Raw genomic sequence first — 26,607 nt, forward strand, 5'->3', positions numbered from 1 at the left:
TTCGTCATCCGTGTTCCTCCAGCGTCTTCAGCAGGCGGGGCGCCCTGGTGCGGGTGGCCGGCGTGCGCAGGCAGCGGCGGGCGGCCGGGGTGCCGGCGAGGGGCGCTTTGAACAGGGCGAGGAAGACTCCGGGTACGAGCAGCAGCGGGCACAGGTAGGCCGTCGCGTCGGCGAAGGGGCCGGGCAGGCCGGGGGGCGAGCCGTGGCCGAGCACGGTCAGGCAGAGGGCGAGGACCAGGGCCCGGACGGTGAGTTCGGCGAGCCAGTTGCGGCGGGCCCGCTCCGGGGTGATGCCCCGCTCCAGCCAGAGCCGGAGCCGGTCGAAGGACCAGGCGGTCGCCCAGCCCATGAGGGGGCGGAACAGCAGGCGGTCGGCGAGGGCGCCGAGGAGGCCCCAGCGCGGGCGGTAGTCGTAGCCGGTGAGGAAGCGGACGCCGTGGGCGTCGGGCACGTAGCGCCAGTAGCCGCTGCCCTCGGCGATGAGGGAGAGGGGGTGCGGGGAGGCGAAGCGCAGGGCGGAGGTGCGGGTGCCGTCGGCGCGTTCCTTCTCGCCGGCGGCGACGCCGGTGCCGGAGACGGTGAGGAACGGCAGCACGCGCGTGGCGTAGCGGAAGCGCTGCGGTTCGCCTTCCGCGCGCGGGAGGTAGTCGATCTCGGTGAAGCGCAGGTCCCAGCGTTGGTGCCGGGCGGGGTCCTGGGTGCGCGCCCACAGGTCGTCGAGGTCGGCGCGGATGTGCGTCTCTATGTAGAGACCCATGTGTTCCCCCACGTGAGCACGGTGTTTGAGCGACTGCTCAAATCGTCTGGCGCCGAACGTACACCGCTTTGAGCGATCGCTCAAATGTCGGGGACGGAAAAACCCCGGCCCAGAGGACCAGGGTTCTCGCGGGAGGGTGCGCCGCTACTGGGCGAGGTACCGCTCGACGGTCTCCACCTTGCTGGTGAGCCCGTCGGTCACCCCGGGGCGGATGTCGGCCTTGAGGACGAGCGACACGCGCGGGGCGCGGGCCTCGACGGCGGCGACGGCGCGCTTGACGACGTCCATGACCTCGTCCCACTCGCCCTCGATCGAGGTGAACATGGCGTCGGTGCGGTGGGGCAGGCCCGACTCGCGGACCACGCGCACGGCGTCCGCGACGTACTCCCCCACGTCCTCGCCGACGCCGAGGGGCGTCACGGAAAAGGCGACGATCATGCGTTCACGACTCCTTCCTTGCGGGCGCGGGCGGCGATGACGGCGTCCTCGGCCTCGCGGCGCAGCTTGCGCTCGGCGAAGAAGCCGCCGGTGGGCAGCACCGACAGGACGAAGTAGAGGGCGGCCGTCTTCAGGGGCCACTTGGCGCGGTTCCAGGCGTCCGCCCAGAAGATCACGTACAGGATGAAGAGGACGCCGTGGATCGCTCCCATCACGGGGACCGCGTCGAAGTCCGTGGTCCGCTTCAGCACCGAGCAGACGAGCAGGATCAGGAAGGACACGGCCTCGGGGGCCGAGACCAGGCGGAGGCGGCGGAGGGCGGTGGCGGTCTTGATGTCCACGGGTCACCTTCGGTGGGAGGGTCGACGACGGTCTGCCGGTTACGGACTGCCGGTTTGTGCGTGCCGATGCGTGCCGGGCCGGCCGACGGCGGAACCCGGTTTGTGAACGCACGCACAAGCGTTCCCCCATTGTGGCAAACCCCGCCCCTAGGGGTCGGCTCAGGGTGGGTTTCCACCCGTGGGCCCTGTTCCGTCCACCCGTGCCGCCGCTAGTTTCGCAGCGTGGCGATGTTCCGACTCCAGGGCAGCAAGGTGCTCGCCGTCGACATGACCGGGGATGCCGTGAAGGCGAAGAACGGCTCGATGGTCGCGTACGACGGGCAGATGGCCTTCAAGAAGCTGAGCGGCGGCGGCGAGGGGCTGCGGGGAATGGTGACCCGGCGGCTCACCGGCGAGCAGATGACGGTGATGGAGGTGAAAGGGCACGGGACGTGCTGGTTCGCGGACCGGGCGTCCGAGATCAACCTGGTCTCCCTCCAGGGGGACAAGCTCTACGTCGAGGCGAGCAATCTGCTGGCGACGGACGCGGGGCTGCGCACGGGCACGACGTTCACCGGGGTGCGCGGCGCCTCCCAGGGCAACGGCCTGTTCACGACGACCGTGGAGGGTCACGGACAGGCGGCGATCCTCTCCGACGGCCCGGCGGTCGTCCTCCGGGTGACCCCGCAGTACCCGCTGACCGTCGACCCGGGCGCCTATGTCGCCCACCAGGGTCAAGTCCGGCAGTCCTTCCAGTCCGGTGTGACGTTCCGCACGTTCCTCGGCGAGGGCGGCGGCGAGGCCTTCCAGATCCGCTTCGAGGGCGACGGGCTGGTGTACGTGCAGCCGAGCGAGCGGACCACGATCGCGGGGGACGTGTGATGACCTTCCGGGAGATCAACTCCAAGATGGTGGAGGCGACCGTGGCGCCGGGGCAGCGGCTGTTCAGCCAGCGCGGCGCGATGCTCGCCTACCGCGGGGACGTGTCCTTCACGCCCAACGTCCAGGGCGGCCAGGGCGGGCTGATGTCCATGATCGGGCGCAGGGTGGCCGGCGAGGCGACCCCGCTGATGACCGTCGAGGGCAGCGGCACGGTGTTCTTCGGGCACGGCGGCCACCACGTCCATGTGATCACCCTCTCCGGTGACACGCTCTACGTGGAGGCCGACCGGCTGCTCGCCTTCGAGGGCACCCTGCGGCAGGGCACGATGTTCCTGGGCGCCCAGGGCGGGGTGATGGGCCTGGTGCGCGGGCAGGTCACCGGGCAGGGGCTGTTCACGACCACGCTCCAGGGACACGGCTCGGTGGCGGTGATGGCGCACGGCGGCGTCTTCGAGGTCCCGGTCACCCCGCAGCGCCCGGTCCATGTCGACCCCCAGGCGTACGTCGCCCACCACGGCGAGCTCCGCAACAGGCTCTCCACCGCGCTCGGCTGGCGCGAGATGGTGGGCCGCGGCTCCGGCGAGGCCTTCCAGCTGGAGCTGAGCGGCAACGGCACGGTGTACGTCCAGGCGTCGGAGGAGAAGCTGTGAGCATCTACGGGATCCCGGGCGCCGGACCGGTCGTGCACGACCCGCTGACGCTGCCCGCCGACGACAACGTCAACGCGTACACCTTCTGTGTGGAGCTGAAGGGCGGGCAGTGGTTCCTGCAGAAGGGAAAGATGATCGCCTACTACGGGTCGATCGAGTTCAACGGCATCGGGCACGGTCGACTCGACCGGCTTGTCCGTACGTCGTTTCATTCGCCACTGCACGCGAGCGACTGGGTCGTGGCCGAGGGCTCGGGGAAGATGCTGCTGGCCGACCGGGCGTTCGACGTCAACTCCTACGACCTGGACGACGGGAACTTGACCATTCGCGCGGGCAATCTGCTCGCTTTTCAGCCAAGTCTCGCGCTCAAACAGTCGATCGTCCCGGGATTTCTGACCCTTATCGGAACCGGAAAGTTCGTAGCCGCATCAAACGGTCCGGTGGTGTTCGTGGAACCTCCGATCCGGGTGGACCCGCAGGCGCTCGTCGGGTGGGCCGACTGCCCGTCCCCGTGCCATCACTACGACCATGGGTACCTGACGGGTGTACTGGGCGGTCTACGTGCGATGACGGGCCTCGGCGGGGTCTCCGGGGAGGAGCACCAGTTCGAGTTCGCCGGCGCGGGGACGGTCCTGCTGCAGTCGACCGAGACCCTCATGGCCGAGGTGGCGACGGGGGCGGTTCCGCCCGAACCCGGGGTCCCGGGAGGTGGCGGAATGACACCGGGTGGACACGGTCCGCAATCGTCGGGTCCACCGCGCCTTCCCGGACAGCTGGGAGACCTCCAGCGTCGCTTCGGGCTGTGAGCGGTAGTCTGCGGAGTGTGACGTCGAACGCGTGCGCACGTCACACCACCCAAGTTAGTTCGCCATTCAACTTCTTAGGTAGACTTCATTCATGGAGACCGAGACGGCCACGCGCTGGCTGACCGATGCGGAGCAGTGCGCCTGGCGCACCCACCTGGAGGTCAACAGGCTGTTGACGTACCAGCTCGAAAAGGATCTGCAGCCGTTCGGCCTGACAATGAACGACTACGAGATCCTGGTGAACCTGTCCGAGTCGGAGGACGTCCGGATGCGGATGAGCGACCTGGCCTCCGCGACCCTTCAGTCCAAGAGCCGGCTCTCGCACCAGATCACGCGCATGGAGAACGCCAACCTGGTGCGCCGCGAGAACTGTGACACCGACCGGCGGGGACTGTACGCCGTGCTCACGGACCACGGCATGGAGACGATGCGGAAGGTCGCCCCGCATCACGTGGCATCGGTGCGCCGGCACTTCATCGACCTGCTGTCGCCGGACGCGCTGTTGGAACTGGACAAGGCACTCAAGCCGGTCGCCGAGCACCTGAGGGGACAGCGGGGACGCCCCTGAGCCCACCGCGCACGGGCGGCGGCGACCCGGCTCCCCGCCGCCCCCGCAAGCCACCCGGCACCCGGCACCCGGCACCCGCGTGAGCGCACCCGGCACCGCTCACGGCATCCCGTGAGCCGCCCGGCACCGCTCACCGGCACCCGCCGGGCACGGCCCCGGCCACCCCGGGGCACACCGCCCAGCGTCCGCCACGCATCCGCACGGCCACCCGCACCGGTGCCGGCAGTGGCCGCCTCCGTGTGGGCGGGGTGGTGCGGAGCAGGACGAATCGGGGCCCTCGGCGGGCGGGCGGTGCCGGTGGTTTCGCTCACCCGCCCGCGTGTGCCCGGTCGGCACCGCTCACCGGGCATCCGCCGGGTGCTGGCCCGGCCACCCGCAGCCATGCCGCCGACGCGGACCGGCGGCAGCCGAGGCCGCGCAGGAAGCAATCGCTCAGCATCCGCCGGCACTCACACCACCACCCGCACCATCCCGCCCGCGTGGGCCCGCCCGGTCCCGCTCACCGGGCGTCCGGCCAGGTGCTGGCCCGGCCACCCGCTCCACCGTGTCCGCCCGGCGGCAGCCGAGGTCGCGCATCGAGCACCGATCGGCGTCCGCCGCGCGCCCGCACGGGCGACGGCGGCTGAGAACGCCTACCGGCGCGCATCACACCAGGTCGGTCGCAGGCGCCACACGGCCGCCGCTCCACCCCGCCCGCCCGGCGGCCGCTGTCGGCGGGCGGGTGGTGGCGGTGTGCTCGGTCATCCGTGGTCGCCGGGGGCCGGTGCGGGGGACGGCGTCGGCGCGGACGTACGGCCCGGGCTCGCCGTGCGGATGGTGGCGGCCGCGGCCGTCGCGAGGGCGGCGGCGCCCGCCAGGGCGAAGCACAGCGGCAGCGGCAGGCGGCCGATCAGCAGGCCGGCCGCCAGGGCCCCGGCCGAACTCCCCGCGTTGACCCCGGTGTTCACCCACGCCCCGGCCTGGATGCGGGTCTCCTCCGTCGCCGTCTCGTCGGCCAGCAGATACGCGGTCGTCAGCGCCGGGGCGATGAACGCGCCCGCGAGGGCCAGCACACCGGACAGGGTCCACGGGCCGGGGGCCAGGCCCGCCGCCGCCAGCACCAGTCCGAAGGCCGCGGCGAACCGGCACAGCCGGGCCCGGGCGGACGCCCGCCAGCGCACCGCCCCGACCGCGAGTCCGCCGAGCGCGCTGCCCGCCGACAGGGCGCCCAGGATCCAGGGGACCAGCGCGGTGTCGTAGGAGCGTGCCTCGGCGAAGGCCAGCACCAGCAGTTCCACGGCGCTGATGGCGAGCCCGAGGCCCAGCGCGACCACCACCGCCGGCAGCAGTCCCCGCACCGGGACGGACGGTCGCCGGCGGGCGGCGGGGCGCGGGCCGGGCAGGGCCGGGGAGGTGGCGAAGGCACAGGTGCCGGCCACGTTCAGGGCCGCGCTCAGCAGGATCCCGGCGGCCGCCGGGGCGACGCCCAGCAGCGCGCCGACCAGCGCCGGGCCGGAGACGTACAGCAGTTCCTCGGCGACGGCGTCGAGGCTGTAGGCGCGCCGGGCCATGCCCTCGTCCGGCATCAGCGCGGACCACAGGGCGCGCATGGCCGGGCCGAGCGGCGGCGCGCAGCAGCCCGCGAGCGCGGCCGTGCCGGCGACGGCCGCCGCGGGTGCGCCCGGACGCCAGGTCAGCGCGGCGAGGAGGGCCAGCAGGGCGCCGTACAGCAGTGACATGGGCAGCAGGACGCGGCGCGGCCCGTGGCGGTCGACCAGGGCGGCGCGCAGCGGCATCAGCAGGACGGTGGTGGCGCCGAACAGGGACAGTACGACGCCGGAGACGGCCCAGGAGCCGGTGGCGGCGGTGACGGACAGCGGTACCGCCAGGCCGACCGTGGCGTAGGACAGACGGCCCGTCAGGGCGGCGGTGAAGGTGCGGCGGGCCTGGGGCACGCGCAGGACGGCGGCGTACGAGGGCCGCGGCGGGAGCGTGGACACGCGGGAGTTCCTCTGGAGAGGCGGAAGAAGGGGACACCTGAGGGCGCGGTGGCCGACTGCGCGGCCCCGCCTGCCGGGTGTGGCCCTACGCCATGATGAGGAACAGCATGCCGGTCACGGTACAGGGTGATCACCGGACCGGCCAGGGTTCAGCCCTGGGTCAGTCCCGCGACCAGTTCGTCCGCCGCGCGGTAGGGGTCCAGCTCGCCGGCGACGATGCGTTCGGCGAGGGCGCCGAGCCGGCGGTCGCCGTGCAGGTCGCCGATGCGTTCGCGCAGCGCGGTGACGGCGATGGTCTCCACCTCGCGGGCCGCGCGGGCCGTGCGCCGCTCGGCGAGGACGCCCCGCTCCTCCATCCAGGCGCGGTGCTTCTCCAGGGCCTCCACCACCTCGTCGACGCCCTCGGCGCGGGCCGCGACCGTCTTGACGATGGGCGGGCGCCAGTCGCCGGGGCCGCGGGCCTCGCCCAGCCCCAGCATGTGGTTCAGCTCGCGGGCGGTGGCGTCGGCGCCGTCCCGGTCGGCCTTGTTGACCACGTACACGTCGCCGATCTCCAGGATCCCGGCCTTGGCCGCCTGGATGCCGTCGCCCATGCCCGGGGCGAGCAGCACCACGCTGGTGTCGGCCTGGGAGGCGATCTCGACCTCCGACTGGCCGACGCCGACCGTCTCGACCAGGATCACGTCGCAGCCCGCCGCGTCCAGCACCCGGATGGCCTGCGGGGCGGCCCAGGCCAGCCCGCCGAGGTGGCCGCGGGTGGCCATCGAGCGGATGTAGACACCGGGGTCGGAGGCGTGGTCGGACATCCGGACCCGGTCGCCGAGCAGGGCGCCGCCGGAGAACGGGGAGGACGGGTCGACGGCCAGGACGCCGACCCTCCTGCCCTGCTTGCGGTAGGCGGTGACCAGCGCGGAGGTGGAGGTCGACTTGCCGACGCCGGGCGAGCCGGTCAGGCCCACCACATAGGCGTTGCCGGTCAGCGGCGCCAGTGCCGCCATGACCTCCCTGAGCTGCGGTGACGCCCCCTCCACCAGGGAGATCAGCCGGGCCACGGCCCGCGGCCGGCCTTCCCTGGCCTGGGCCACCAGAGAGGAGACGTCCTGCATCACAGCTCCGTTCACTTCACCGACGTACCGGAATCGTCACCTACGGGGTCTCAGGCCTTCGGCACCCGCACGATGAGCGCGTCGCCCTGGCCGCCGCCGCCGCACAGCGCGGCGGCGCCGATCCCGCCGCCCCGGCGCTTGAGCTCCAGCGCCAGGTGCAGCACGAGGCGGGCGCCGGACATGCCGATCGGGTGGCCGAGCGCGATGGCGCCACCGTTGACGTTCACCTTTTCCGTGGACACGCCGAGGTCCTTCATTGACTGCACGGCGACCGCGGCGAACGCCTCGTTGATCTCGATGAGGTCCAGGTCGGAGACGTCCAGGCCCTCCTTCTTCAGCGCGTGCCGGATGGCGTTGGACGGCTGCGACTGAAGGGAGTTGTCGGGACCGGCCACATTGCCGTGCGCGCCGATCTCGGCGAGCCAGTCGAGGCCGAGCTCCTGGGCCTTGGCCTTGCTCATCACGACCACGGCGGCGGCGCCGTCGGAGATCTGCGAGGAGGTGCCGGCGGTGATCGTGCCGTCCTTGGTGAAGGCCGGGCGCAGCTTGCCCAGGGACTCCGCGGTGGTGTCGGCGCGGATGCCCTCGTCCTTGCTGAACAGCACCGGGTCGCCCTTGCGCTGCGGGATCTCCACCGGGGTGATCTCGGCCTCGAACAGGCCGTTCTTCTGGGCGGCGGCGGCCCGCTGGTGGGACAGGGCGGCGATCTCGTCCTGCTCGGGGCGCTTGATGCCCAGGCGGGTGTTGTGCTTCTCGGTGGACTCGCCCATGGGGATGTTCTCCCAGGGGTCGGTCAGGCCGTCGTAGGCCATCGCGTCGAGCATCTCGAGCGCGCCGTACTTGTAGCCCTCGCGGGAGCCCGGCAGCAGGTGCGGGGCGTTGGTCATGGACTCCTGGCCGCCGGCCACGACGATGTCGAACTCGCCGGCGCGGATCAGCTGGTCGGCGAGGGCGATGGCGTCGAGGCCGGACAGGCACACCTTGTTGACGGTGAGCGCCGGGACGTTCATCGGGATGCCGGCCTTGACGGCGGCCTGGCGGGCCGGGATCTGGCCCGCGCCGGCCTGGAGCACCTGCCCCATGATCACGTACTGCACCTGGTCGCCGCCGATCCCCGCACGGTCGAGGGCGGCCTTGATCGCGAAGCCGCCGAGGTCGGCTCCGGAGAAGGACTTCAGGGAGCCCAGCAGCCGCCCCATGGGCGTCCGGGCGCCCGCGACGATCACCGAGCTGGTCGTTCCAGAAGACATGAGGTGCGATCCCCTTCCAGCTGCGCACAGCCGAGGAGTGAACGAGGGTTTACTTCGAATGTACTGAGCGGTTGGACAGGTCGTCACCGGCCTGTCGGTGTGATCGCGCGCACGTTGCGTAACCACCCCGGGAGCGCTGCACTGAATCCATGCTGACGCGAATCGACCACATCGGGATCGCCTGCCACGACCTCGACGCGACCGTCGAGTTCTACCGGGCCACGTACGGCTTCGAGGTGTTCCACACCGAGGTCAACGAGGAGCAGGGCGTGCGCGAGGCCATGCTCCGGATCAACGGCACCTCCGACGGCGGTGCCTCCTACCTCCAGCTGCTGGAGCCGGTCCGCGAGGACTCCACGGTCGCCAAGTGGCTCGCGAAGAACGGGGAGGGCGTCCACCACATCGCCTTCGGCACCGCGGACGTGGACGCCGACTCCGAGGAGATCCGGGGCAAGGGCGTGCGCGTGCTCTACGACGAGCCCCGGCGCGGCTCCATGGGCTCGCGGATCACCTTCCTGCACCCCAAGGACTGCCATGGCGTCCTCACAGAACTGGTCACTTCGGCCCCTGTTGAGTCGCCCGAGCACTGACCCCCGTACATAAGGGCCGGTAGGGTTGGGGGCGGTCGTCCCGTCAACCGGGGCGACCGGGTCCCGTCGTTGCCGGCGGGACCGAGCCGGGGTCCGGGTTTCGGGGGACGAGCGTCGGGGCAGCAGCCCGTGCTCCGCCCTCTGTCCGACACCCTTCCCCGGGGGCCCCGTCCGTCGGATGGACGGAGCTCGTTGGAGAAGCTGACCAGGGGACGGATGGGACCGCGCAGTGCGGGGCTACGAGAGCCAGGAGCGAGAGCCGGCGGCTGACGTCGACCACCTCTCTCGGTTCGAGGCCGAGATGAAGCGGCTGAGGACCGAGCGGGAGAAGGCGATCCAGCACGCCGAGGACCTCGGCTACCAGGTCGAGGTGCTGCGCGCCAAGCTGCACGAGGCGCGCCGCACCCTCATGACCCGGCCCGCCTACGACGGCGGTGACATCGGTTACCAGGCCGAGCAGTTGCTCCGCAACGCCCAGATGCAGGCCGAGCAGCTGCGCCAGGACGCCGAGCGCGAGCTGAGCCAGGCCCGCGCGCAGACCCAGCGCATCCTCCAGGAGCACGCCGAGCAGGCCGCCCGGCTCCAGGCGGAGCTGCACCAGGAGGCGGTGACCCGGCGCCAGCAGCTCGACCAGGAGCTGGCCGAGCGCCGCGCCACCGTCGAGTCGCACGTCAACGAGAACGTGGCGTGGGCGGAGCAGTTGCGCGCCCGCACCGAGCAGCAGGCCCGCCGGCTGCTGGAGGAGTCCCGCGCGGAGGCCGAGCAGGCGATGGCCGCCGCCCGCGCGGAGGCCGAGCGGCTGACCCGGGAGGCCCGGGAGCGGCTGCGCGACGAGGCCGAGTCCGCCCGCGCCGAGGCCGACCAGATCCTGCGCCGGGCCCGCGCGGACGCCGAGCGGCTGCTGAACGCGGCCTCCACGCAGGCGCAGGAGGCCACCGAGCACGCCGAGCAGCTGCGCACCGCCACGGTCACCGAGTCGGACGCCGCCCGCCGGCAGGCCGCCGAGCTGAGCCGGGCCGCCGAGGAGCGGATGACGGCGGCCGAGGAGGCGCTGCGCAAGGCGCAGGCCGAGGCCGAGAAGGTGGTCACCGAGGCGAAGGAGGCCGCCGCCAAGGCGCTGGCGAGCGCCGAGGCCGCCAACGAGACGCGTACGCGCACCGCCAAGGAGCAGGTCGCCCGGCTGGTCGAGGAGGCCACCAAGGAGGCCGAGCACACCCGGTCCGAGGCCGAGCAGCTGGTCGCGGACGCCCGCGCCGAGGCCGAGAAGATCGTCGCCGAGGCCGCGGAGAAGGCCCGCACGATCGCCGCGGAGGAGACGGCCACCCAGCTGTCCAAGGCGGCCAAGACCGCCGAGGACGTGCTCAACAAGGCGTCGGAGGACGCCCGGAAGACCACCCGGGCCGCCGCCGAGGAGGCCGAGCGGATCCGTTCGGAGGCCGAGTCGGAGGCGGACCGGCTGCGTGCCGAGGCGCACGACATCGCCGAGCAGCTCAAGGGCGCGGCCAAGGACGACACCAAGGAGTACCGGGCCAAGACGGTCGAGCTCCAGGAGGAGGCCCGCCGGCTGCGCGGCGAGGCCGAGCAGCTGCGCGCCGACGCGGTCGCCGAGGGCGAGTCGATCCGTGCCGAGGCCCGCCGCGAGGCCGTCGCCAAGATCGAGGAGGCGGCCAGGTCCGCCGAGGAGCTGCTGGGCAAGGCCAAGGCGGACGCCGAGGAGCTGCGGCAGACCGCGACGGCGGACAGCGAGAAGGTCCGCGCCGAGGCCGCCGAGCGCGCCACCGCGCTGCGCCGGCAGGCCGAGGAGGCCCTGGAGCGCGCCCGCGAGGAGGCCGAGCGGCTGCGCGCCGAGGCCGCCGAGCAGGCCGAGGCGGCCCGGACGGGCGCCGAGAAGGCCGCGCGGGAGCTGCGCGAGGAGACCGAGAAGGCCGTCGAGGCCCGCCGGGCGGAGACCGCCGAGGAGCTGTCCCGGCTGCAGGCCGAGGCGCAGGAGCGGCTGTCGTCGGCCGAGCAGGCGCTGACCGAGGCCCGCGAGGAGGCCGCCCGGGTCCGCCGGGAGACCGCCGAGGAGACCGAGCGGCTGCGCGCGGAGTCCGCCGAGCGGATCCGGGCGCTCCAGGAGCAGGCCGAGGCCGAGGCCGAGCGCCTGCGTACCGAGGCCGCCTCCGACGCGTCCGCGTCCCGGGCCGAGGGCGAGGCCATCGCCGTACGGCTGCGGTCGGAGGCCGCCGCGGAGGCCGAGCGGCTGAAGGCGGAGGCCCAGGACACCGCCGACCGGGTGCGCGCGGAGGCGCAGGCCGCCGCCGAGCGGCTGGGTGCCGAGGCGTCCGAGACGCTGGCCGCCGCGCAGGAGGAGGCCGCCCGGCGCCGCCGCGAGGCCGAGGAGCTGCTCGGTGCCGCCCGCGAGGAGGCCGGCCAGGAGCGGCAGCGGGCCCGGGAGCAGAGCGAGGAGCTGCTGGCCGCCGCCCGCAAGCGGGTCGAGGAGGCGCAGGCCGAGGCGACCCGGCTGGTGGAGGAGGCCGACCGGCGGGCCGGCGAGATGGTCGCCGCCGCCGAGCAGCACGCCCAGCAGGTACGGGACTCCGTCGCGGGGCTGCACGAGCAGGCGCAGGAGGAGATCGCCGGGCTGCGTTCGGCCGCCGAGCACGCGGCGGACCGTACCCGGCGGGAGGCCGAGGAGGAGGCGGACCGGGTCCGTTCCGACGCCTACGCCGAGCGGGAGCGGGCCGGCGAGGACGCCGCCCGGATCCGGCGCGAGGCGCACGAGGAGTCCGAGGCCGCGAAGGCGCTGGCCGAGCGGACGACGGCGGAGGCGATCGCCGAGGCCGAGCGGCTGCGCGCGGACGCGGGCGAGTACGCGCAGCGGGTGCGTACCGAGGCGTCGGACGCGCTCGCCGAGGCGGACCAGGCGGCGGCGCGTACCCGGGCGGACGCCCGCGAGGACGCCAACCGCATCCGCTCCGACGCCGCCGCCCAGGCCGACACCCTCATCACCGAGGCCCGCAAGGAAGCCGAACTCCTCCAGACCGAGACCGCCGCCGAGGCGGAGCGGGTACGCACCGAGGCGGTCACGGAGGCCGAGCGGCTGCGGAGCGAGACCGCGGCCGAGGCGGAGCGGATCCGTACCGAGGCGTCCGAGACGCTCACCGAGGCCAACGAGGCGGCGGCGCGTACCCGGGCGGACGCCCGCGAGGACGCCAACCGCATCCGCTCCGACGCCGCCGCCCAGGCCGACACCCTCATCACCGAGGCCCGCAAGGAAGCCGAACTCCTCCAGACGGAGACCGCGGCCGAGGCGGAGCGGGTACGCACCGAGGCGCTGGCCGAGGCGGACCGGGTGCGCGCGGAGGCCGTCGCGAACGCCGAGCAGCTGGTCGGGGACGCCACGGGCGAGGCCGAGCGGCTGCGCGCCGAGGCCGCCGAGACGGTCGGTTCCGCGCAGGCGCACGCCGAGCGGCTTCGGGCGGAGGCCGAGCGGACGAAGGCGGACGCCGAGGCCGAGGCCGAACGGCTCGTCAACTCCGCGCGGAAGGAGGCCGAGCGGACCCTGGACGAGGCCCGCAAGGACGCCAACAAGCGGCGTTCGGAGGCGGCCGAGCAGGTCGACAAGCTCATCTCGGAGACCACGGCGGAGGCCGACAAGCTGCTCGCCGAGGCGCAGGCGCAGGCCCTGAAGACCACGGCGGACGCCGAGTCGCAGGCCGACACGATGGTGGGCGCGGCCCGCAGCGAGGCCGAGCGGATCGTCGCCGAGGCGACCATCGAGGGCAACTCGCTGGTGGAGAAGGCCCGTACGGACGCCGACGAGCTGCTGGTCGGCGCGCGCCGGGACGCCACCGCGATAAGGGAGCGCGCGGAGGAGCTGCAGAGCCGGATCACCACCGAGATCGAGGAGCTGCACGAGCGGGCCCGCCACGAGGCGGCCGAGACGATGAAGTCCACCGGCGACCGCTGCGACGCGCTCATCAAGGCCGCCGAGGAGCAGTTGGCGAAGGCCGAGGCCAAGGCCAAGGAGCTGGTCTCGGAGGCCGACTCCGAGGCGGGCAAGGTGCGGATCGCCGCGGTGAAGAAGGCGGAGGGCCTGCTCAAGGAGGCCGAGCAGAAGAAGGCGCGCCTGGTCAAGGAGGCCGAGGAGCTGAAGGCCGAGGCGGTCCGCGAGGCCCGGCGTACGGTGGAGGAGGCCGAGGAGCTGAAGGCGGAGGCGATCCGCGAGGCGCGGCGCACCGTCGACGAGGGCAAGCGGGAGCTGGAGATCCTGATGCGCCGGCGCGAGGACATCAACGCCGAGATCTCCCGGGTGCAGGACGTCCTGGAGGCGCTGGGGTCCCTCGAGGCGCCCGCGCCCGGGAAGGACGGCGGGGTCAAGGCGGGCGCCACCGTGGGCGCCCCCCGATCAGGTGGCAAGTCGTCAGAGAGCTAGCGGACCGGGGGCGTTGTGGTGTCTTCTGGGTGCTTTGCCCGTCTTCTCGGCAAGTGGCCCCCCGGCCGGCCACCCGAAAGAGGTGCCATTCTCCAGATCAAAACCGTATCCGCTCGATGACACACCGCTGTGGCCCCTAGGATTCTTGTATCACCTCACTCACCGGTCTCATTCGACAGGAACCCCATGAGCGACACTTCCCCCTACGGCTTCGAGCTTGTGCGGCGTGGATACGACCGCGCTCAGGTGGACGAACGCATCTCCAAGCTCGTCTCCGACCGTGACAGCGCTCTCGCCCGGATCACCGCCCTGGAGAAGCGCATCGAGGAGCTGCACCTCGAGACGCAGAACGCCCAGGCCCAGATCACCGACGCCGAGCCGTCGTACGCGGGTCTCGGCGCGCGGGTCGAGAAGATCCTGCGGCTGGCCGAGGAAGAGGCCAAGGAGCTGCGTGAGGAGGCTCGGCGGGCGGCCGAGCAGCACCGCGACCTCGCCGAGTCGGCGGCCCAGCAGGTCCGCAACGACGCCGAGGCGTACGCGGCCGAGCGCAAGGCCAAGGCCGAGGACGAGGGCGTCCGGATCGTCGAGAAGGCCAAGGCCGACGCGGCCCAGCTGCGTACCGAGGCGCAGAAGGACGCGCAGTCCAAGCGGGAGGAGGCGGAGGCCCTCTTCGAGGAGACCCGCGCCAAGGCCGCGCAGGCCGCCGCCGACTTCGAGACCAACCTGGCCAAGCGGCGCGAGCAGTCCGAGCGGGACCTGGCCTCGCGCCAGCAGAAGGCGGAGAAGCGGCTCGCCGAGATCGAGCACCGGGCCGAGCAGCTGCGCCTGGAGGCGGAGAAGCTGCGCACCGACGCCGAGCGCCGGGCCCGGCAGACGGTGGAGACCGCCCAGCGGCAGGCCGAGGACATCGTGGCCGACGCCAACGCCAAGGCCGACCGGATCCGTTCGGAGTCCGAGCGGGAGCTGGCGGCGCTCACCAACCGCCGCGACAGCATCAACGCCCAGCTGACCAACGTCCGCGAGATGCTCGCCACGCTGACCGGCGCCGCGGTGGCCGCGGCCGGCACGTCCAGCGACGACGAGCCGGTCTCCCGGAGCGTTCCGGCGCAGCAGTCCCGGTAGTCGTCAAGCGCGACGGACACGGTGAAGGGGCGGCGGGCCCGGGCCCGCCGCCCCTTCACCGTGTCCGCCTGCCCGCGCGCCTCTCCCGGCCTCCGGACGCCCGGCGGGCCGGGCCCGTCGTTCCGCGTGGCGCGCCGGCGTCGCTCTGCGGCTTTACTCTCTCTTGGGCGGAACCGTCAGCGCCTGGATATCCTCCTAACCCTTACGGGGGCGTGTGCCCCGCCTTCCTGAACCTTTTCGATGGGTGCGGAGCATGATCGAGGCTGTCGGCCTGACCAAGCGCTACGGCGACAAGACCGCCGTGTACAACCTTTCCTTCCAGGTACGGCCAGGAGCCGTGACCGGCTTCCTCGGGCCGAACGGCTCGGGCAAGTCCACGACGATGCGGATGATCCTCGGGCTGGACAACCCCACGTCCGGGTCGGTCACCATCGGCGGCTATCCGTACCGCAAGCTGCCCAACGCACCCCGGCAGGTCGGCGCGCTGCTCGACGCCAAGGCCGTGCACGGCGGCCGGTCCGCCCGCAACCACCTGCTGAGCCTCGCCCAGCTGTCGGGCATCCCGGCCCGCCGCGTGGACGAGGTGCTCGGTGTGGTCGGCCTCCAGGACGTGGCGAAGAAGCGCTCCAAGGGCTTCTCGCTCGGCATGGGCCAGCGCCTCGGCATCGCCGCCGCGCTGCTCGGCGACCCGCAGGTGCTGCTCTTCGACGAGCCGGTCAACGGTCTCGACCCCGAGGGCATCCTCTGGGTCCGCAACCTGATGAAGGCGCTCGCGGCGGAGGGCCGTACGGTCTTCGTCTCCTCCCACCTGATGAGCGAGATGGCGCTGACCGCCGACCACCTCATCGTGATCGGGCGCGGGCAGTTGCTCGCCGACATGAGCGTGACGGACTTCATCTCGGCGAACTCCGCCGACTTCGCGCGCGTGCGCACCCCCGACACCGAGCCGCAGCTGCGGGAGAAGCTCGCCGCCGCGCTCGCCGAGGCGGGCGGACACGTACTGCCCGAGCAGGACGGCGCGCTGCGTGTGACCGGGCTGCCGCTGCCCCGCATCAGCGACCTCGCGCACGACGCGGGCGTCCGGCTGTGGGAGCTGTCCCCGCACCAGGCCTCCCTGGAGGAGGCGTACATGCGGATGACCCAGGCCGCCGTGGACTACCGCTCGACCGCCGACCAGAAGGCGGGCCTCCAGCAGCCGCTGCCGCCCGGCGCCCAGCCGCCCGTGCCGGTGCCCGGCCAGGGCCAGCCCGGCTGGTACGCCCCGCCGCCGCCGCAGCAGGGCGGCCAGCCCTTCGCGATGCCCCCGGGCGGCCCGTACGGCGGCGCACCGGGCAACGGCCAGGGTGCCCCTGCGCACGGGTACGGCGCCGCGGGCACGGCGCCGGGTACGGCCAATCCGTACGCCCAGCCGGCCCCTCCGGCCCAGCCCGCGGCCCCGGCGCAGGCGGGCGCGGCTCAGCCGGGCGCGGCGGCTCCCGCGGCCGCCCCGGTGCCTTCGGCCGCCCCGGTGCCGCAGGACCAGCCGACGCTGCTGACCAAGAAGGCGCCGGCCGCCCCGCAGGCTCCCGCGACCCCGCCCGCGCCGCAGCAGGCGCCCGCCGCCACTCCCACGGCCCCCGCCACGAGCCCGGCCGACGCCCCCGCCCCCGCCCCGACGACCCAGCCCGAGGACGCCCGATGAGCACCCCCCAGCCCCCGATGCCGCAGGCCCCGGCCGCCGCGCCCGAGTGGCAGGCGCCTGGTGGGTCGTACGCCGGTTACACCTCGCCCATCCCGGTCGTGCGCACCCATCTCGGGCACGCGCTGGCCTCCGAGTGGACGAAGATCAGGTCGGTGCGCTCCACGATGTGGACGCTCGGCGTGTTCGTGCTGCTCGTCGTCGGCATCGGTCTCGCCGCCGGCGCGCTGGTCTCGGCCAACTCCAGCTCCGCGGACATGGACGGCGAGAACCCGCTGACGCTCGGCTTCTTCGGCCTGCTGCTCGGCTCCATCTGCATCATCACGCTCGGCGTGCTGACCACGGCCTCGGAGTATGGCACGGGCATGATCCGCACGACGATGACCGCGTGCCCCAGCCGGGCCCGGGTGCTCGCCGCCAAGTCGATCGTGTTCTTCACCGTCGCCTTCGTGTTCACCCTGGTCGCGTCCGCCTTCGTGGCGATGGTCCAGGTGTCCATGCTGGAGGGCGCCGGCGCCCGCACCCCGAGCGGCTCGGAGTGGTTCAAGGCCACCGTCGGCATCAGCCTCTACATCGCGCTGCTCGGCCTGCTCTCGCTGCTCATCGGCTCGGTCATCCGGCACTCCGCGGGCGCCATCACCATCATGATCGGCGTGGTGCTGGCACCGCTGGTGATCGCGATGTTCATGGTCGCCCAGTCGATGGAGAAGCTGCGCGACTGGCTGTTCGAGTACTCGATCCCGAACCAGCTGAGCGTCTTCTACTCCAACTCCCTGACCGAGTCCGGCCCGTCCGGCTGGGACCCGCTGTGGATCATGCTGGGCCTGACGGCGGCGGTGTACGCGGGCACGTACGCGCTGCTGCGGAGCCGGGACGTGTGAGCCGTACGACATGTGAGCCGTACGACGTGTGAGGCGTACGACAGCACCTGGCCGTGCGGCTCAGAACCTCGGCGCGTTACGGGACCGCTGCACCCGCGTGGTGCGGCGGTCCTTCGCGTTCCAGCAGGCCTTGTGCCAGTGCCGGCGGTCGTCGACGCCCGCGTACTCGGGCCAGGCCACCACGTGCGGGACGCCGGAGGGGATCATCTGGTCGCAGCCCGGGCAGCGGTAGGTCTTGCCCTGCGCGCTCGCCCCGGCCACGTGCCGCACGCTCCAGTCCTCGCCCTGCCAGCTCTCGGTGGACTGCCAGCCGCCGTACCGGCCCGCGGGGTCGTCCTCGGCGCTCCGGCCCGACGATCCGGCTGCCTTCGGTCGGTTGCGACGCGGGGACACGGGACACCTCTCGGGGCTATACAGGAAGCAGGGGCTGCGTCCAGCCTACGCGGCGCCGAGCGGGGTACGGGTACGGAACCAACCCCCACAAGTCCCCCTCCTGGGCGACCCATTCTGCAGACAATCGGCAAATCTCCCTGCGGGACCGTGTCCTTGGCACGTGTCAGACGGTTATGCCGGGCGGGGGAGCTCCGGGTCGGAGCCAAGGAAGCAGGAATGTGATGCGCGTAGGAACTTTTGTGCTGGCCGCCCAGTTCCCCGGTCAGGGTCCGGGAGAGGCGCTGCACCGGGCGGTCCGCTCGGCGGAGGTCGCCGAGCAGGCCGGGCTGGACGCCGTATGGCTGGCCGAGCACCACTTCGTGCCCTACGGCACATGCCCCTCGGCGGTCACCCTGGCCGCGCTGCTGCTGGGCCGCACCCGGCGCGTCCGGGTCGGCACGGCGGTCAGCGTCCTGCCCACCGCGCACCCGGTCGCCCTCGGCGAGCAGGCCGCGCTGCTCCACGTCACCAGCGGCGGACGGTTCACCCTGGGCGTCGGGCGCGGCGGCCCCTGGGTGGACCTGGAGGTGTTCGGCGCGGGCCTGAAGGCGTACGAACACGGGTTCCCGGAGTCCCTCGATCTGCTGCTGCGCTGGCTGCGCGAACCGGCGGTGGCCGCCGGCGGCGAGCGCTTCTCCTTCCGCGAGGTACCCGTCGTACCGCGCCCGTCGGACGCCCTGACCGACAGCCCCGGCCCCGAGGTCGTGCTGGCCTGCACCTCGCCGGCGAGCGTGCGGCTGGCCGCGGAGCGCGGGCTGCCGATGCTGCTCGGCATGCACATCGGGGACGAGGAGAAGGCCGAGATGGTCGCCCTGTGGCGGGACTGCGCCCGCGCGGCGGGCCGGACGGCCGAGGAGATCGCGGGCGCCGCCCATGTCTCGGCCGGCGTCTGCCAGCTCGCCGACCGGCGCAGCGACGCGGCCGAAACCCTGCTGAAGGCGATGCCGGGCTGGCTGCGGCAGGGGCTCGGGGCCCATATGACGGTGGACGGACGGGAGCGCGTGATGCGCGACCCGCACGCCTACACGGAACTGCTCTGCGGGCTGCATCCGGTGGGCACCCCACGGCTCGCCGCCGACCGGCTCGCGGCCACCTCGGAGCGCACCGGGATCTCCCGCTTCGCCCTCCTGGCCGAGGGCTCGGGCCAGCTCGCGGCCACCGAGGAGAACCTGCGGCGGCTCGGCGCGGAGGTACTGCCCCAGCTGAGCTGACCGCGCCGGACCGCGCCGGTCTCCCGGACAGCCGGTCCCGCTCTCCCGGGCCCCGCCGGCCGTCCCCGGCGCGGGGCCGCCGGGGGGCTTGCCGCCCCGACGACGCGTGCACCTCCCCCGGGGTGGAGCGGCAAGCCGACGGCTCCGGCGACTCGGTCACGGCCGTGCCGCGGCCGCGTCAGCAGTCCCGGAGCTCCGGGGACTGGTTCAACAGCTGGGCGCGCACCGACGTGAAGCGGGCCAGCCTCTCGTCCACCGAGGCGTCCAGCGGGAACACCGCCACACGGTGGCAGTTCTGGAAGGCCAGCCGCACACCGAAGTGCCGCTGCAACGCGCCGCGTATCGCGTCACTCGCGAGCGCGCGCAGCAGCTGACCGCGCGCCTGCTCGTCCGGCGGGGGCGTCTGGTTGTCGGCGAAGGGTCCGCCGTCCACCTTCAGCTGGGCCACCAGGGAGCTGATCATCTCCCATGCGTAGGGCAGGGAGGTCCGGACGCAGTCGACGAATGCTGCTTCGTCGACCTCGCCTCGCTCGGCCTGTTCGAGTAGGGCCGGTGAGACGTCGAGCGACATGGGTTCTCCTCTCGCACCCCCGAAGCGCAGGGGCTGGCGGACAGATAGGGGAGTTCGCGATTTCCGACACGCTCGGTACAGGGGCCGCAACCTCCCGTTCCCTACGGTAGGCAACGGTCGGTGACCACACCAGCAGAATGCGTATATGGAACGGTCGGCTCATGCTCACTATCGGCCAGGGATGAACAAGAGGTTCCAGGGACAATCGGGACGATCCGCAGGGAGCAGGATGGGCGGATCGCGTGCACCGGCGCGCGTCGAGTAGCGTTGCCGACCATGCGTCTCGTCATTGCCCGATGCTCGGTCGACTACGCCGGCCGGCTCACCGCCCATCTGCCCTCGGCACCGCGACTGATCCTGGTCAAGGCGGACGGCAGCGTCTCCATCCACGCCGACGACCGGGCCTACAAGCCGCTCAACTGGATGTCGCCGCCCTGCACGCTGAAGGAGGGGACCGGCGAGGAGGCGGGCGTGTGGACCGTCGTCAACAAGGCGGGCGAGAAACTGATCATCACGATGGAGGAGATCCTCCACGACTCCTCGCACGAACTCGGGGTGGACCCGGGCCTGATCAAGGACGGCGTGGAAGCGCACCTCCAGGAGCTGCTCGCCGACCGCATCGAGACCCTGGGCGAGGGGTACACCCTGATCCGCCGCGAGTACATGACCGCGATCGGGCCGGTGGACATCCTGTGCCGGGACGCCGACGGGCAGACGGTCGCGGTGGAGATCAAGCGGCGGGGCGAGATCGACGGTGTCGAACAGCTCACCCGTTACCTGGAGCTGCTCAACCGCGACCCGCATCTGGCGCCGGTCCGCGGCGTCTTCGCCGCGCAGGAGATCAAGCCCCAGGCCCGCGTCCTCGCCACCGACCGCGGCATCAACTGCCACATCCTGGACTACGACGCCCTCCGAGGCATCGAGGACGACAAACTCCGCCTGTTCTGACCGCCCCCGCCACGCACACCGCCGCCCCCGGCCCCCGCTGCGGGGGCCGGGGGCGGCGGTGTGTGCCGGATGCCGTCGGCGGGGCGGGTCAGATCACCGAGTTCGTCGCGGACGGGGCCGGGTAGGTCGCCGAGGCCGTGGTGGAGCCGGTGGAGCCGGAGGTCGTCGTGCCGGTGGTGTCGCCGGAGGTGGTGCCGCCCGTGTCGGTGGTGCCGCCCGTCGCCCCGCCCGTGGACGAACCGTCCGTCGGGCCGCCGGTGGTCTCCCCCGTCGTACCGGTGGTGCCGCCCGTCTCGGTGCCCGTCGTCCCGCCCGTGGCCGAGCCGTCCGTCGAGCCGCCGGTCGTGGTGCCGCCCGTCGGCGTACCCCCCGTCGAGCCGGTGGAGCCCGCGCCGCCGCTCCCGGTCGAGCCGCCGGACGTGCCTCCCGTCGTCCCGCCCGTGGACGAGCCGCCCGTCCCGCCGGGCCTTGGCGATGCCGACGGCGAGCCGGAGGACGTGCCGGGCAGGGACGGCTCGCCGCTCTCCGAGGGGCGGTACGTGGCCCTCGGCGGTGCGGGGTCGTCCGCCGTGCCGTACGTGCCGTCCGGGCCCGGTGCCGTGGGCCGGCCGCCGACCGCGCCGGTGTCGCCGCCGTCCGACGGTCCCACGCCCGAGTCCTCCTCGCCCGCCTCGGGGCCCGCCGACGGATTGGCGTCGACCTTGCCTCCCGGGTCCTGGCCGGCGCTGCCGGAGGACGTCATGCCGAGCGTGACGACCGTACCGAGCACGGCCGCGAGCAGGGCCCCGGCGCCGGCCGCCACCAGGTTGCGCCGGGCCAGCCGCCGCAGGCCGCCGCCCCGCGCAGCGGGCCGCGCCACGGGCCGGGTCGCGGGTTCCGCCACCGGCGGGGCCACCGGCCGGGGCACGGGCTGGGGCAGCTGCCGGGTGACCTGGGTCTCGCCCGCGGGGCCGTGGGGCACCGGCGCCGGCTCGTCCGGCCGTACCTCCGCCGGCTCCTCCCGCACCGGCGCGGCCGGCGACGGCGCGGGCCGCCCCGGCGCCTCGCCGGCGCGGTCGGCGAGCAGCGCCAGCGCCCGGCGGCCGGCCACCGCGCCCCGCTTGTCCGCGAGCGCGCCGCGCAGCCCGCTCGACGCCTCCAGCTCCGCACGGGCCCGGCCGAACTGCCCGGAGCACAGCGCGAGGATGCCCAACTCGTGGTGGAAATAGGCTTGTTCGGCCACCTCTCCGCTCAGCCGGGCGGCCTCCGCGCCGGACCGCAGGGCCCGTTCCCAGGCGCTCCAGTGCAGTCCCGCGGCGAAGGCGGGCGCCGCCGTACGCGCCAGCCGCACCGCGCCGCCCTCGTCGTCGTCGGCGGCGGCGGACGACGCACGCGGGACGACGGCGGCCAGCGCGGCCAGCACCGCGTCGGCCTCCGCGCACACCCGTTCCGGGGTGACCGAGGGATGCCCGGCCCACCAGGCGTAGTGCCGGGCGGCGGTGAGGGCGTGCCCGGCCGCGTCGTCGGCGTATCCGGCGGCCTCCAGCTGGGTCCGCACACCGGCCGCGAGCCGGTAGCGGGAGCCGACCGGGGAGACCAGGCCGCAGCTCGCCAACTCGCCGAGGGCCGCGTCGGCGTGGGTGTCGCCGACCAGGGCGGGCAGGTGCGCCTGGTGCGGCAGCTCGCCGCCGAGGGCCACCGCGAAGCGCAGGGCGGCCCGGGCGGAGGGGGTGAGCCGGGAGGCGAGCAGCGGGGCGGGTGCCGCCGCCTCGCCGAGGGAGGGCAGCGGAACCTCCTCCCCCGGCTCCACCGGCCGCTCGACGGGCCGGCGTACGTCCTCGAAGACCCCGTACTCGTCCACCGCGCCGGTGCTGGCCCGCAGTCGGTCGCGCTGCCGGAGCAGGGCACCGGCCTGCACGAACCGCAGCGGCAGCCCCTCGGACTCGAACCACAGGTCGCCGGCCCAGTTGACCTCTTCCTCGGTGAGCGCCCGGCCGGCGGTCCGCTCCAGGATCGCCAGCCCGGCGGCCCGGTCGAGACCGCCGAGGAAGACCTCCTCCACGTCCGTCTCGGCCGAGGGCGCGGGGACGTCGGGCGTGACGGAGAACAGGAACGCGCACTCGGGGGTGGCGTCGAGCAGTTCGTCCAGGGCGGCGCCGCCGAACTCCAGGTCGTCCACGACGACGACCGCGCCGATCTCCCCCACGAGCGCCCGGAGTTCGTCCGGATCGGGACGGTAGCCGGGGGCGTCGTGGACGGCGTGGAACAGGTCGTGCAGCAGGTCGCCGGACGCCCGGCGGAAGCCGCTCAGCCGGACCACGCCGTCGGGGGCGAGGTCGCGGCAGTCCTCGGCGACCGCGTCGAGCAGCGCGGTGCGGCCGGAACCGGCCGGGCCGGTGAGGCGGACGGAGCGCCCGCGGGCCAGGAGCCGGGCCAGGCGCTCGCGTTCCTCCTGACGCTCCGGCACCTCGGGGGCGGCGGGGGCGGAACCGGCCGGGGCGGGCGGACGGGCGGCGAGTTCGACCTCGGCGCGCTCGACGGCGGTGCGCTTGGTGGCCCTGCCGGGGCGCTCGGCCGGCGGGCACGGCTCGATCTCGCTGCCGTCGACCGGGTTGACGGTCAGCTGGAGGTCGCCGCAGACCAGCCGCTCCATGCGGGCGGGCGCGGGCGTGGCCGGGGCGAGGTCGGAGGCGAGGGGATCCCGGGACGGGCGGCGGTGGTGCGCCTGGCCGTGGTCCTCGGGTCCCGGGTTGATCGGGTCCATGGGTTCAAGCTCCCCAAAAGCGTCGTGTGCCCGTGTTGTGGCCCTCCCGGCCTCGTCGCACACCGCGCTGTCGCTTCTGGTCCGGGCCCGCTCGGTCGAGGGTCGCGAGACGGCGGGCGACCGCACCCTAAACCGTCACCGGGTCCCGGCGACAGGGCGGGGGGCCCCGCGGTCCGAGACGTCACGGTCTCGGGAGGATTGCCCCCGTCGTACGGTTCGGCGGTCGCGCCCGGTCCGGCCGGGCCCCGCCTGGTACGCGTCGCGCCCCCGCGGATGCCTCAGACCCGGGGCAGCGACTCCACGCCGATGCCGCCCTCGATGGCGAGGATGCGGTGCAGCCGGGTGGCCACCAGCAGGCGCTGCATCTGCGGGGGCACGCCCCGCAGCACCAGCCGGCGCCCGCAGCGGCCGGCCCGCCGGTGGGCGCCCATGATCACGCCGAGTCCGGTGGCGTCCCAGGAATCCAGTTCGGACAGGTCGAGCACCAGGTCGCCGACTCCGGTGTCGACGGCCGAGTGCAGGGCCGTACGGGCGTCCGCCGCGCTGCGGACGTCGAGGCGGCCCCCGACGACCAGCTCGGCGTGGTCGCCCCTGATGTGCATATGCGCTCCCCGTTGAGTGCGGTTGGCGTCCTCGGTGACGGATGCTGTGCCCCGTCTGACTGTGCGGGTGGCGGTGCGGTTGCTGCTTGTAAGCGAACCGATACCGATTTCACCCCCGGGAGTGATCCTCCCGGGGACTGTGTGGCGGCGTGGGGCTCAGTACCTGTAAAAGCCCTGCCCGCTCTTGCGGCCGATGTCACCGGCGTCCACCATCCGGCGCATCAGCTCCGGCGGGGCGAACTTCTCGTCCTGGGACTCGGTGTAGATGTTGCTCGTGGCGTGCAGCAGGATGTCCACGCCGGTGAGGTCGGCGGTGGCGAGCGGGCCCATGGCGTGGCCGAAGCCCAGCTTGCAGGCGAGGTCGATGTCCTCGGCGGTGGCGACGCCGGACTCGTAGAGCTTGGTCGCCTCCACCACGAGGGCGGAGATCAGCCGGGTGGTGACGAAGCCGGCCACGTCCCGGTTGACGACGATGCAGGTCTTGCCGACGGACTCGGCGAACTCCCGGGCGGTGGCGAGGGTCTCGTCGCTGGTCTTGTAGCCGCGGACGAGCTCGACGAGCCGCATCATCGGCACCGGCGAGAAGAAGTGGACGCCGACGACCCGTTCGGGGTGCTCGGTGGCCGCCGCGATCTTGGTGATCGGGATGGCGGAGGTGTTGGAGGCGAGCACGGTGTCCTCGCGCACGAGCTTGTCGAGCGCGCGGAAGATCTCGTGCTTGACCTCCAGCTTCTCGAAGACGGCCTCCACCACGACGTCCGCGTCGGCGGCGGCGTCCAGGTCGGTGGTGGGGGTGATGCGCGCGAGGGCGGCCTCGGCGTCCTCGGCGGCCAGCTTGCCCTTGCTCACGAACTTGTCGTACGAGGCCCTGATGCCGTCGGTGCCGCGCCCCAGCGCCTCGTCGGTGACGTCTCGCAGCACGACCTCCCAGCCCGCCTGCGCGGCGACCTGAGCGATACCGGATCCCATGAGCCCGGCCCCGATGACGGCAAGCTTCCGTGCCACTCCGACTCCCCTTAGAACGCGCTGAACGTCTGCCTCTCCGGCGGACCATAGCGCTCCGGGGGCGTCGTGTGACCGGTAAGTAACGCGCGTCACGTCTCAATTGACGGACATCACACCGGCAGGGGTCAGGCGGCGCCTCGGACGGCGTAGTTGAGGACCTTTTCGCTCAACAGGTCCTCGATGTCGTCCATCAGGACGAGTACCTCTCGTGATACTTCGGCCGGTTTGCGGCCGGCGACCATCTCGCGGCCGATGGCGACGAAGACGGCCTGGTGGACCCAGCAGATCTGACCGGCCATCAGATCCGGGAGCGGGTCGTCGGCGGCGGCGCCGGTCTCCTCGCGCAGGGTCGCCTCGAGGATGTCGTGGGTCTCCTGCTGGAGGCTCCACAGCCGCGAACGCAGCGCCGGCGCCTCGTGGATGACTCGCATGAAGCGGTCGTAGCCGGCCATCAGGCCGACCCGGGGCGAGACGGCCTCGACCTCCGAGCGCAGCTCGCGCAGGACGGCACGGGCGGCGGACTCCCCCACGTCCCGGCCGCGGACCCAGCGGGCGAGCCGGTCGGCGACGCCGGCCGAGCGGTCGAAGAAGAGGTCCTCCTTGGCGGGGAAGTAGTTGTAGACGGTGTTGACGGAGACGTTCGCCGCCTCGGCGATCTCCGCGACGGTCACCGCCTCGAAGCCGCGCTCCAGGAACAGCCCCGTGGCGACATCGGAGATGTACTGCCGGGTCTGCCTCTTCTTCCGCTCCCTGAGCCCCTCAGCCATGCCCTCATCCTAGCTTCACTGGCCTCACTGAAAAATTGGGGTCGTTGCAAAATTTCAGGGACTCTGTTTTTCTGAGGGCATGGCAGCAGTCATCAGCACGGCGGGCCTGGCCCGCACCTTCCCGACGAGATCCGGACCCGTCGAGGCCGTCCGCGGCATCGACCTCACCGTCCACGAGGGCGAGATCCTCGGCTTCCTCGGCCCCAACGGCGCCGGCAAGACGACCACCCTGCGGATGCTCACCACCCTGCTGGAGCCGACCGGCGGCGCGGCCACCGTGGCCGGCCACGACCTCGTCGCCGATCCCGCCGGGGTGCGCCGGGTCATCGGCTACGTCGCCCAGTCCGGCGGGGTCGACCCGCAGATCACCGTGCGGGAGGAACTGGTCACCCAGGGCCGGCTGTACCGCCTGCCGAGGGCACGGGCCGTCGCCCGCGCCGCCGAACTGGCCGCCGAGCTGGACCTCACCGGGTTCCTGGACCGCAAGACCGGCGCACTCTCCGGCGGCCAGCGGCGCCGCCTGGACATCGCGATGGCGCTCACCCACCGCCCGACGGTGCTCTTCCTGGACGAGCCGACGACCGGCCTCGACCCCGGCAGCCGCGCCGACCTGTGGGAACTGGTCCGCCGGCTGCGCGACGAGCACGGCACGACCGTCTTCCTGACCACCCACTACCTGGACGAGGCCGACGCCCTCGCCGACCGCCTGGTGATCGTCGACCGGGGCACGGTCGCCGCCGAGGGCACCCCCGGCGCGCTCAAGCTCCGCTACGGCGGCTCGCTCGACGCCACCCTCCAGGACACCTTCCTCGCGGTCACCGGCCGCGGCCCCTCCCCGGCCGACACCGCCCCCGTCGCCGTATAGCCGCACAGGAGATCCGGAA

General features: G+C 73.4%; 24 protein-coding genes. 12 read left to right on the plus strand and 12 right to left on the minus strand.

Annotated features, from left to right (window positions below; translation table 11 throughout):
• Positions 1-4: 4 nt before the first annotated feature.
• The 3 genes from IE251_RS31110 to IE251_RS31120 all read right to left on the minus strand — a co-directional run bounded on the left by IE251_RS31110 (position 5) and on the right by IE251_RS31120 (position 1,536).
• Positions 5-757 carry a hypothetical protein gene (locus tag IE251_RS31110; protein ID WP_189756311.1) on the minus strand — a complete coding sequence of 251 codons (753 nt, stop codon included), beginning with the start codon at positions 755-757 and terminating at the stop codon, positions 5-7.
• Between the two features lie 144 nt (positions 758-901).
• On the minus strand, positions 902-1,195 hold the full coding sequence (locus tag IE251_RS31115; RefSeq protein ID WP_030790126.1) for an MTH1187 family thiamine-binding protein: 294 nt from the start codon (positions 1,193-1,195) through the stop codon (positions 902-904).
• A complete protein-coding gene (locus IE251_RS31120) occupies positions 1,192-1,536 on the minus strand; it encodes a DUF3817 domain-containing protein (RefSeq protein ID WP_189756312.1) in 345 nt (114 codons plus the stop codon). Before IE251_RS31120 ends, IE251_RS31115 begins: the two co-directional genes overlap by 4 nt.
• Before the next feature lie 228 nt (positions 1,537-1,764).
• Between IE251_RS31120 and IE251_RS31125 the strand changes: the two genes are divergently transcribed.
• The 4 genes from IE251_RS31125 to IE251_RS31140 all read left to right on the plus strand — a co-directional run bounded on the left by IE251_RS31125 (position 1,765) and on the right by IE251_RS31140 (position 4,421).
• Positions 1,765-2,397 carry an AIM24 family protein gene (locus IE251_RS31125; protein WP_189756403.1) on the plus strand — a complete coding sequence of 211 codons (633 nt, stop codon included), beginning with the start codon at positions 1,765-1,767 and terminating at the stop codon, positions 2,395-2,397.
• A complete protein-coding gene (locus IE251_RS31130; protein WP_189756313.1) occupies positions 2,397-3,047 on the plus strand; it encodes an AIM24 family protein in 651 nt (216 codons plus the stop codon). The genes IE251_RS31125 and IE251_RS31130 overlap by 1 nt, the downstream gene beginning before the upstream one ends.
• Positions 3,044-3,853: an AIM24 family protein gene (locus IE251_RS31135; protein WP_189756314.1), complete on the plus strand. Its 810-nt coding sequence runs from the start codon at positions 3,044-3,046 to the stop codon at positions 3,851-3,853. The genes IE251_RS31130 and IE251_RS31135 overlap by 4 nt, the downstream gene beginning before the upstream one ends.
• 91 nt (positions 3,854-3,944) lie before the next feature.
• A complete protein-coding gene (locus IE251_RS31140) occupies positions 3,945-4,421 on the plus strand; it encodes a MarR family winged helix-turn-helix transcriptional regulator (protein WP_189756315.1) in 477 nt (158 codons plus the stop codon).
• A 740-nt stretch (positions 4,422-5,161) separates the two neighbouring features.
• On the opposite strand, the gene IE251_RS31145 is transcribed toward IE251_RS31140, so the two are convergent.
• The 3 genes from IE251_RS31145 to IE251_RS31155 all read right to left on the minus strand — a co-directional run bounded on the left by IE251_RS31145 (position 5,162) and on the right by IE251_RS31155 (position 8,756).
• On the minus strand, positions 5,162-6,400 hold the full coding sequence (locus tag IE251_RS31145; protein WP_189756316.1) for an MFS transporter: 1,239 nt from the start codon (positions 6,398-6,400) through the stop codon (positions 5,162-5,164).
• Positions 6,401-6,549: 149 nt separating this feature from the next.
• Positions 6,550-7,506 carry a methylmalonyl Co-A mutase-associated GTPase MeaB gene (meaB, locus tag IE251_RS31150; protein WP_030790104.1) on the minus strand — a complete coding sequence of 319 codons (957 nt, stop codon included), beginning with the start codon at positions 7,504-7,506 and terminating at the stop codon, positions 6,550-6,552.
• A gap of 50 nt (positions 7,507-7,556) precedes the next feature.
• The gene (locus IE251_RS31155) at positions 7,557-8,756 is read right to left on the minus strand and encodes an acetyl-CoA C-acetyltransferase (protein WP_189756317.1); all 1,200 of its coding nucleotides are present in this window, start codon (positions 8,754-8,756) and stop codon (positions 7,557-7,559) included.
• Between the two features lie 149 nt (positions 8,757-8,905).
• Here IE251_RS31155 and mce point away from each other — a divergent pair, with 149 nt between their 5' ends.
• The 5 genes from mce (at position 8,906) to IE251_RS31180 (ending at position 17,444) form a co-directional block, all read left to right on the plus strand.
• Positions 8,906-9,346: a methylmalonyl-CoA epimerase gene (mce, locus tag IE251_RS31160; RefSeq protein WP_181797084.1), complete on the plus strand. Its 441-nt coding sequence runs from the start codon at positions 8,906-8,908 to the stop codon at positions 9,344-9,346.
• 229 nt (positions 9,347-9,575) lie between these two features.
• Positions 9,576-13,763, plus strand: coding sequence for a polarized growth protein Scy (gene scy / locus IE251_RS31165; protein WP_189756318.1), 4,188 nt, complete (start codon positions 9,576-9,578; stop codon positions 13,761-13,763).
• 186 nt (positions 13,764-13,949) lie between these two features.
• Positions 13,950-14,885 carry a coiled-coil domain-containing protein gene (locus IE251_RS31170; protein WP_189756319.1) on the plus strand — a complete coding sequence of 312 codons (936 nt, stop codon included), beginning with the start codon at positions 13,950-13,952 and terminating at the stop codon, positions 14,883-14,885.
• 253 nt (positions 14,886-15,138) lie between these two features.
• On the plus strand, positions 15,139-16,566 hold the full coding sequence (locus tag IE251_RS31175) for an ABC transporter ATP-binding protein (RefSeq protein WP_189756320.1): 1,428 nt from the start codon (positions 15,139-15,141) through the stop codon (positions 16,564-16,566).
• On the plus strand, positions 16,563-17,444 hold the full coding sequence (locus IE251_RS31180; protein ID WP_189756321.1) for an ABC transporter permease: 882 nt from the start codon (positions 16,563-16,565) through the stop codon (positions 17,442-17,444). The genes IE251_RS31175 and IE251_RS31180 overlap by 4 nt, the downstream gene beginning before the upstream one ends.
• Positions 17,445-17,504: 60 nt before the next feature.
• Here the strand turns inward: IE251_RS31180 and IE251_RS31185 are convergent, their stop codons facing one another.
• Positions 17,505-17,837 carry an Rv1322 family protein gene (locus IE251_RS31185; RefSeq protein ID WP_189756322.1) on the minus strand — a complete coding sequence of 111 codons (333 nt, stop codon included), beginning with the start codon at positions 17,835-17,837 and terminating at the stop codon, positions 17,505-17,507.
• Between the two features lie 221 nt (positions 17,838-18,058).
• Here IE251_RS31185 and IE251_RS31190 point away from each other — a divergent pair, with 221 nt between their 5' ends.
• Entirely contained in the window at positions 18,059-19,087 is a 1,029-nt protein-coding gene (locus IE251_RS31190) for an LLM class flavin-dependent oxidoreductase (RefSeq protein WP_189756323.1), read from the plus strand.
• A gap of 178 nt (positions 19,088-19,265) precedes the next feature.
• On the opposite strand, the gene IE251_RS31195 is transcribed toward IE251_RS31190, so the two are convergent.
• Entirely contained in the window at positions 19,266-19,658 is a 393-nt protein-coding gene (locus tag IE251_RS31195; protein ID WP_030610147.1) for an SCO5389 family protein, read from the minus strand.
• A gap of 276 nt (positions 19,659-19,934) precedes the next feature.
• On the opposite strand from IE251_RS31195, the gene nucS reads away from it, so the two are divergent.
• Positions 19,935-20,606, plus strand: coding sequence for an endonuclease NucS (gene nucS, locus IE251_RS31200; RefSeq protein WP_189756324.1), 672 nt, complete (start codon positions 19,935-19,937; stop codon positions 20,604-20,606).
• 88 nt (positions 20,607-20,694) lie between these two features.
• Here the strand turns inward: nucS and IE251_RS31205 are convergent, their stop codons facing one another.
• From IE251_RS31205 to IE251_RS31220, 4 genes are all read right to left on the minus strand, one after another.
• A complete protein-coding gene (locus IE251_RS31205; protein WP_189756325.1) occupies positions 20,695-23,349 on the minus strand; it encodes an ATP-binding protein in 2,655 nt (884 codons plus the stop codon).
• Positions 23,350-23,627: 278 nt separating this feature from the next.
• A complete protein-coding gene (locus IE251_RS31210) occupies positions 23,628-23,951 on the minus strand; it encodes an STAS domain-containing protein (RefSeq protein ID WP_014675024.1) in 324 nt (107 codons plus the stop codon).
• Positions 23,952-24,107: 156 nt separating this feature from the next.
• Positions 24,108-24,956: a 3-hydroxyacyl-CoA dehydrogenase family protein gene (locus IE251_RS31215; protein WP_189756326.1), complete on the minus strand. Its 849-nt coding sequence runs from the start codon at positions 24,954-24,956 to the stop codon at positions 24,108-24,110.
• Between the two features lie 125 nt (positions 24,957-25,081).
• Positions 25,082-25,723 carry a TetR/AcrR family transcriptional regulator gene (locus IE251_RS31220; RefSeq protein ID WP_189756327.1) on the minus strand — a complete coding sequence of 214 codons (642 nt, stop codon included), beginning with the start codon at positions 25,721-25,723 and terminating at the stop codon, positions 25,082-25,084.
• A gap of 79 nt (positions 25,724-25,802) precedes the next feature.
• On the opposite strand from IE251_RS31220, the gene IE251_RS31225 reads away from it, so the two are divergent.
• Positions 25,803-26,588 carry an ATP-binding cassette domain-containing protein gene (locus IE251_RS31225; RefSeq protein WP_189756328.1) on the plus strand — a complete coding sequence of 262 codons (786 nt, stop codon included), beginning with the start codon at positions 25,803-25,805 and terminating at the stop codon, positions 26,586-26,588.
• The last annotated feature ends 19 nt before the right edge of the window (positions 26,589-26,607 follow it).

Origin of the sequence: Streptomyces eurythermus (assembly GCF_014649115.1) — a bacterium.
GTDB classification, from domain to species: Bacteria; Actinomycetota; Actinomycetes; order Streptomycetales; family Streptomycetaceae; genus Streptomyces; species Streptomyces eurythermus.

Coding starts and splice junctions, on each gene's coding strand:
- IE251_RS31155 (WP_189756317.1), bottom strand. CDS start 8,756: ATGTCTTCTGGAACGACCAGCTCGGTGATCGTCGCGGGCGCCCGGACG.
- IE251_RS31115 (WP_030790126.1), bottom strand. CDS start 1,195: ATGATCGTCGCCTTTTCCGTGACGCCCCTCGGCGTCGGCGAGGACGTG.
- IE251_RS31110 (WP_189756311.1), bottom strand. CDS start 757: ATGGGTCTCTACATAGAGACGCACATCCGCGCCGACCTCGACGACCTG.
- IE251_RS31125 (WP_189756403.1), top strand. CDS start 1,765: ATGTTCCGACTCCAGGGCAGCAAGGTGCTCGCCGTCGACATGACCGGG.
- IE251_RS31220 (WP_189756327.1), bottom strand. CDS start 25,723: ATGGCTGAGGGGCTCAGGGAGCGGAAGAAGAGGCAGACCCGGCAGTAC.
- IE251_RS31170 (WP_189756319.1), top strand. CDS start 13,950: ATGAGCGACACTTCCCCCTACGGCTTCGAGCTTGTGCGGCGTGGATAC.
- nucS (WP_189756324.1), top strand. CDS start 19,935: ATGCGTCTCGTCATTGCCCGATGCTCGGTCGACTACGCCGGCCGGCTC.
- IE251_RS31205 (WP_189756325.1), bottom strand. CDS start 23,349: ATGGACCCGATCAACCCGGGACCCGAGGACCACGGCCAGGCGCACCAC.
- IE251_RS31195 (WP_030610147.1), bottom strand. CDS start 19,658: ATGTCGCTCGACGTCTCACCGGCCCTACTCGAACAGGCCGAGCGAGGC.
- IE251_RS31175 (WP_189756320.1), top strand. CDS start 15,139: ATGATCGAGGCTGTCGGCCTGACCAAGCGCTACGGCGACAAGACCGCC.
- IE251_RS31225 (WP_189756328.1), top strand. CDS start 25,803: ATGGCAGCAGTCATCAGCACGGCGGGCCTGGCCCGCACCTTCCCGACG.
- meaB (WP_030790104.1), bottom strand. CDS start 7,506: ATGCAGGACGTCTCCTCTCTGGTGGCCCAGGCCAGGGAAGGCCGGCCG.
- mce (WP_181797084.1), top strand. CDS start 8,906: ATGCTGACGCGAATCGACCACATCGGGATCGCCTGCCACGACCTCGAC.
- IE251_RS31130 (WP_189756313.1), top strand. CDS start 2,397: ATGACCTTCCGGGAGATCAACTCCAAGATGGTGGAGGCGACCGTGGCG.
- IE251_RS31180 (WP_189756321.1), top strand. CDS start 16,563: ATGAGCACCCCCCAGCCCCCGATGCCGCAGGCCCCGGCCGCCGCGCCC.
- IE251_RS31190 (WP_189756323.1), top strand. CDS start 18,059: ATGCGCGTAGGAACTTTTGTGCTGGCCGCCCAGTTCCCCGGTCAGGGT.
- IE251_RS31140 (WP_189756315.1), top strand. CDS start 3,945: ATGGAGACCGAGACGGCCACGCGCTGGCTGACCGATGCGGAGCAGTGC.
- IE251_RS31210 (WP_014675024.1), bottom strand. CDS start 23,951: ATGCACATCAGGGGCGACCACGCCGAGCTGGTCGTCGGGGGCCGCCTC.